The 4903-nt window shown below is 67.2% G+C and carries 4 protein-coding genes and 1 pseudogene; all 5 read left to right on the plus strand.

Features of this window, described 5'->3' with window-relative positions; genetic code table 11:
* Window positions 1-2088 (plus strand): translation initiation factor IF-2 (infB, locus tag AC3XYG_RS22400; RefSeq protein ID WP_489142081.1); only part of this gene is annotated, 2088 nt, incomplete at its 5' end.
* 123 nt (window positions 2089-2211) lie between these two features.
* A complete protein-coding gene (rbfA, locus tag AC3XYG_RS22405) occupies window positions 2212-2646 on the plus strand; it encodes a 30S ribosome-binding factor RbfA (RefSeq protein ID WP_489142082.1) in 435 nt (144 codons plus the stop codon).
* Window positions 2636-3577, plus strand: a complete 942-nt coding sequence (gene truB / locus AC3XYG_RS22410; protein ID WP_489142083.1) for a tRNA pseudouridine(55) synthase TruB — start codon at window positions 2636-2638, stop codon at window positions 3575-3577. The genes rbfA and truB overlap by 11 nt, the downstream gene beginning before the upstream one ends.
* Window positions 3578-3590: 13 nt before the next feature.
* The gene (gene rpsO, locus AC3XYG_RS22415) at window positions 3591-3860 is read left to right on the plus strand and encodes a 30S ribosomal protein S15 (RefSeq protein ID WP_489142084.1); all 270 of its coding nucleotides are present in this window, start codon (window positions 3591-3593) and stop codon (window positions 3858-3860) included.
* 246 nt (window positions 3861-4106) lie between these two features.
* Window positions 4107-4903 (plus strand): annotated as a pseudogene (locus AC3XYG_RS22420) (polyribonucleotide nucleotidyltransferase); the annotation flags it as partial.

Genomic DNA, 4903 nt, shown 5'->3' on the forward strand with positions numbered 1-4903 from the left:
GCCGCCGCCCGTGCCCCGACCGAGGTGCCGGGTGCCCGCGTCGCGGCCACGGCCGACGACGAGGAAGATCCCCGCCGCAAGACGGGTGGTGGTGGTCGTGGCGCCCCTGCTGGCCGCGGCGCCCTGCCCGGCCGCGGTGCGCCGCCCAGCCCGCCCCGGCGTGCGCCCGGCCCCGGCAAGTCCGAGCCGAAGCGCCGCTCCGGCAAGATGACCGTGGTCCAGGCCCTGAGCGACGACGGTGAGACCCGTGGCCGTAGTCTGGCGGCGATGCGCCGGGCCCGCGAACGCGAACGTCTGGCCCAGCTGAGCCAGAACCAGGAGAAGTTCTCCCGCGAAGTGGTGATCCCCGAGGTCATCACGGTGCAGGAGCTGGCCAACCGTATGGCCGAGCGTGGTGGCGACGTCGTGAAGTCGCTGATGCGCATGGGTGTGATGGCGACGATCACCCAGTCGATCGATGCCGACACGGCCGAACTGGTGGTGGCGGAATTTGGACATAAGGTAAAACGCGTGGCCGAATCCGACGTCGAGATCGGCCTGCGGGGCGACGAGGACGAGGCGGAGCATCTCCAGTCGCGTCCCCCGGTCGTCACCATCATGGGCCATGTCGACCACGGCAAGACCTCGCTGCTCGACGCGCTGCGGCATACCAATGTCGTGTCCGGCGAAGCCGGCGGCATTACCCAGCACATCGGCGCCTATCAGGTGCAGGTCGCATCCGGCCAGCGCGTCACCTTCATCGACACGCCGGGCCACGCCGCCTTCACCGAGATGCGGGCCCGCGGTGCCAACACCACGGACATCGTCGTCCTGGTGGTGGCCGCGAATGACGGCGTCATGCCGCAGACGGTCGAGGCGATACGCCATGCCCGCGCTGCCGGCGTGCCGATCATCGTCGCGATCAACAAGATCGACCTGCCCGACGCCAAGCCCGAGCGCGTGCGCACCGAGTTGCTGCAGCACGAGATCGTGGTCGAAGAGATGGGCGGCGAGACGCTGGACGTTCCGGTGTCGGCCAAGACCGGCGCCGGCCTCGACAAGCTGGTCGAGACCATCCTGCTGCAGGCCGAAGTGCTCGACCTCAAGGCCAACCCGGATCGCCCGGCCGAAGGCTCGGTGATCGAGGCGAAGCTGGAGCGCGGCCGCGGTTCGGTTGCGACCGTCCTGGTCCAGCGCGGCACCGTCAAGGTCGGCGACATCTTCGTCACCGGCGGCGAATGGGGCCGCGTGCGCGCCCTGCTCGACGATCGCGGCCAGAACCTGAAATCGGCGGGCCCGGCCCAGCCGGTCGAGGTCCTGGGTCTCAACGGCACGCCGCTTGCCGGTGACGACTTCGTCGTCGTCGACACCGAAGGGCGGGCCCGCGAGATCACCGAGTTCCGCACCCGCAAGCGGCGCGAGGCTTCTCACGTCGCCACCGCGCGTGGCTCGCTCGAGCAGATGTTCGAGAAGATCCGCGAAGGCGAGGCGAAGGAGCTGCCGGTCGTCATCAAGGGCGACGTGCAGGGTTCGGTCGAAGCCATCGCCGGGTCGCTGGAGAAGGTTGCCGGCGACAACATCGAGGTCCGGGTCCGGGTGCTGCATTCCGCAGTCGGCGCGATCACGGAAAGCGACGTCACCCTGGCCGCCTCGACCGGTGCGATGCTGATCGGCTTCAACGTCCGAGCCAACCCGCAAGCGCGGGAAATGGCGAAGCGCGATGGGGTCGAGATCCGCTACTACTCGATCATCTACAACGTGATCGACGACGTGAAGGCAGCCCTGACCGGCCTGCTGGCACCGAAGATGCGCGAGAACTACATCGGCAATGCCGAGATCCGCGAAGTCTTCAACATCACCAAGGTCGGCAAGGTCGCCGGCTGCATGATCACCAACGGTGTGGTCAAGCGCGGTGCCGGTGTCCGCCTGCTGCGCGACAACGTCGTGATGCACGAAGGCACGCTGAAGACCCTCAAGCGCTTCAAGGACGAAGTCCGCGAGGTCCGCGAGGGCTACGAATGCGGCATGGCCTTCGAGAACTACGACGACATGCGCACCGGCGACGTCATCGAGTGCTTCGAGCTGGTCGAGGAAATCCGCCAGCTCTAGGGCCGGACTTCCTGATTTCCTGCACCACCGCCGCCGATCGGGTTTATTCTCGGTCGGCGGCGGATGGATCCTTCCCCCCGGTCCGGCATCACAGCCGGACCGCGGCGTTTTGAGAACGACCCCATGCGACACACCACTGCCCAAGGCCCGAACCAACGCCAGCTGCGCGTCGGTGAAGAGCTGCGCCATTCCATCGCCGCCATCCTGATGCGGGACGAATTGCACGACCCCGACCTTGCCGGCGTGTCGATCACCGTCTCCGAGGTCCGGCCGAGCCCGGACATGAAGCACGCCATCGTCTTCGTCACCACGCTGAACGGCGAGAAGATGGACACCGTGCTGCCGGCACTGCGCCGCGCCGCCTCGTTCCTGCGCGGCCAGGTTTCCAAGAGCGTCCGGCTGCGCCACACGCCGCAGCTCAGCTTCCAGGCCGACACCTCGTTCGATTACGCGCAGAAGATCAACACACTGCTGCACCAGGATGTGATCGCCCGCGATCTGGTCGTCGACGACGAAGAGCCGTCGGACGGCAAGGCGGACGACACTGATGGCGCGTAAGAAGCGCGGCCGCCCGGTCCATGGCTGGGTGGTGGTCGACAAGCCGGTCGGGATGACCTCGACCCAGGTGGTGGGCCGCATCCGCCGCCTGTTCGACGCCGAGAAGGCCGGCCATGCGGGGACGCTGGATCCGCTGGCCAGCGGCATCCTGCCGATCGCGCTGGGCGAGGCGACCAAGACCGTCGCCTACGCCATGGACGGCGAGAAGACCTACAGCTTCACCGTCCGCTGGGGCGAGGCGCGCGACACCGACGACACCGAAGGCCGGGTCACCGAGACCAGCGACATCAGGCCGGACCCTGCGGCAATCGCCGCCGTGGTGCCGCGCTTCATCGGCGAGATCGAGCAGGTTCCACCGGCCTATTCCGCGATCAAGGTGAATGGCGAACGCGCCTACGACCTGGCCCGCAGTGGCGAGACCGTGGAGCTCTCGTCGCGCATCATCCGGATCGACGACCTGCGCCTGGCCGACATCCTCGACGCCGACCATGCCACCTTCGACGTACGGTCCGGCAAGGGCGCCTATATGCGCGGCCTGGCCCGCGACATCGCCCTGGCCCTCGGCACGGTGGGACACATCGTCGCATTGCGCCGGACCTCCGTAGGCCCCTTCGGCCTTGACGCGTCATCCACCTTGGCGCATATCGACGCGCTGGCCGAGCAATCGGCCCTCGACAGCATTCTGCTTCCGATCGAGACCCCGCTGGACGACATCCCGGCAGTGGCCCTGACGGAAGCTGAAGCGCACCGCATGCGGCACGGCCAGACGGTCGCGCTGCTACGGCGCTCGGATTGGGAGCGGATCACCCGCCTCGATCTGGATCCGGACAGCCCGGACGCCATCGTGTTGGCCACCTGCGGGAACACTCCCGTGGCCCTGGCCCGCATCGACGGCGGCGAGATCCGACCGGTGCGCATCCTCAACCTCTGATTAGGAGACCACGATGTCGATTACGCCGGAGCGCAAGCAAGAGGTCATTGGCACTTATGCCCCCAAGGCTGGGGACACCGGTTCGCCGGAAGTGCAGATCGCCATCTGGTCCGAGCGCATCACGAACCTGACCGAACACCTGAAGACCCATCCGAAGGATTTCCACAGCCGCCGCGGCCTGCTGATCATGGTCGGCCGCCGCCGCAGCCAGCTGGATTATCTCAAGCGCAAGAGCGTCGCGCGCTATGAGACGATCATCAAGAGCCTCGGCCTGCGCCGCTGATCCGACGCATGCCGGTCCACTGCCTTTGCCCGGGTCGCCAGATGGTCGGGTTTCCACCGATCATGCGGCCATCCGCGGCGAAGGCTCGTGGCGGTCCAGCACCAGACACAGATTCCGTTTCGTGACATCAGCGCCGCCGGCACCCGTGCCGGCGGCGCTTGTCGTATTTCGCCCCCGGGCCCGGCGTGGAGCGGCCCGACCCCGATAGGCACATCAAGGCACGGGGTGTCCGAGGAAGGAAAAGCGATGTTCAACATCTATCGCAAAGAGATCAACTGGGGCGGCCGCAAGCTCGTCCTCGAGACCGGCAAGATCGCCCGGCAGGCCGATGGCGCCGTGCTGGTCACCTATGGCGAGAGCGTCGTGCTCTGCACCGCGGTCGGCTCGAAGCAGAAGTCGAAGTTCGACTTCTTCCCGCTGACCGTGAACTACCAGGAAAAGGCATTCGCCGCCGGCAAGATCCCAGGCGGCTTCTTCAAGCGCGAAGGCCGCCCGTCTGAGAACGAGACGCTGGTCAGCCGCCTGATCGACCGCCCGATCCGCCCGCTGTTCCACCCGAGCTACCGCAACGAGACGCAGATCGTCACGACGGTGCTGAGCCACGATCTGGAGAATGATCCGGATATCGCGGCCCTGGTCGGCGCCTCTGCCGCCCTGACCATCTCAGGCATCCCGTTCCTGGGCCCGATCGGCGCCGCGCGCGTCGGCTATATCGACGGCCAGTACATCCTGAACCCGACGATCGCCCAGACTGCCGAGAGCAAGCTGGACCTGATCGTCGCCGGCACGCTCGAAGGCGTGCTGATGGTCGAATCCGAGGCCAGCGAGCTCACCGAGGAGATCATGCTCGGCGCCGTGGCGTTCGGCCATGCCGCCGCCCGTGAAGTGATCCAGGCGATCATCGAGCTGGCCGAGCTGTGCGCCAAGGAGCCCTGGGCTCTGACGGAAGAGCCGGCCGAGGTCGGTGCCGTCCGCGGCAAGTTCCAGGCCGTCGCCGGCGACCTGCGCGATGCCTACAAGATCGTGCGCAAGCAGGATCGCTA

The sequence above is a fragment of the Inquilinus sp. genome, from assembly GCF_057815775.1.

Bases quoted from the DNA above. Each gene is read 5' to 3' on its own strand.
- rbfA (WP_489142082.1), top strand. From the start codon at position 2,212: ATGCGACACACCACTGCCCAAGGCCCGAACCAACGCCAGCTGCGCGTC.
- truB (WP_489142083.1), top strand. From the start codon at position 2,636: ATGGCGCGTAAGAAGCGCGGCCGCCCGGTCCATGGCTGGGTGGTGGTC.
- rpsO (WP_489142084.1), top strand. From the start codon at position 3,591: ATGTCGATTACGCCGGAGCGCAAGCAAGAGGTCATTGGCACTTATGCC.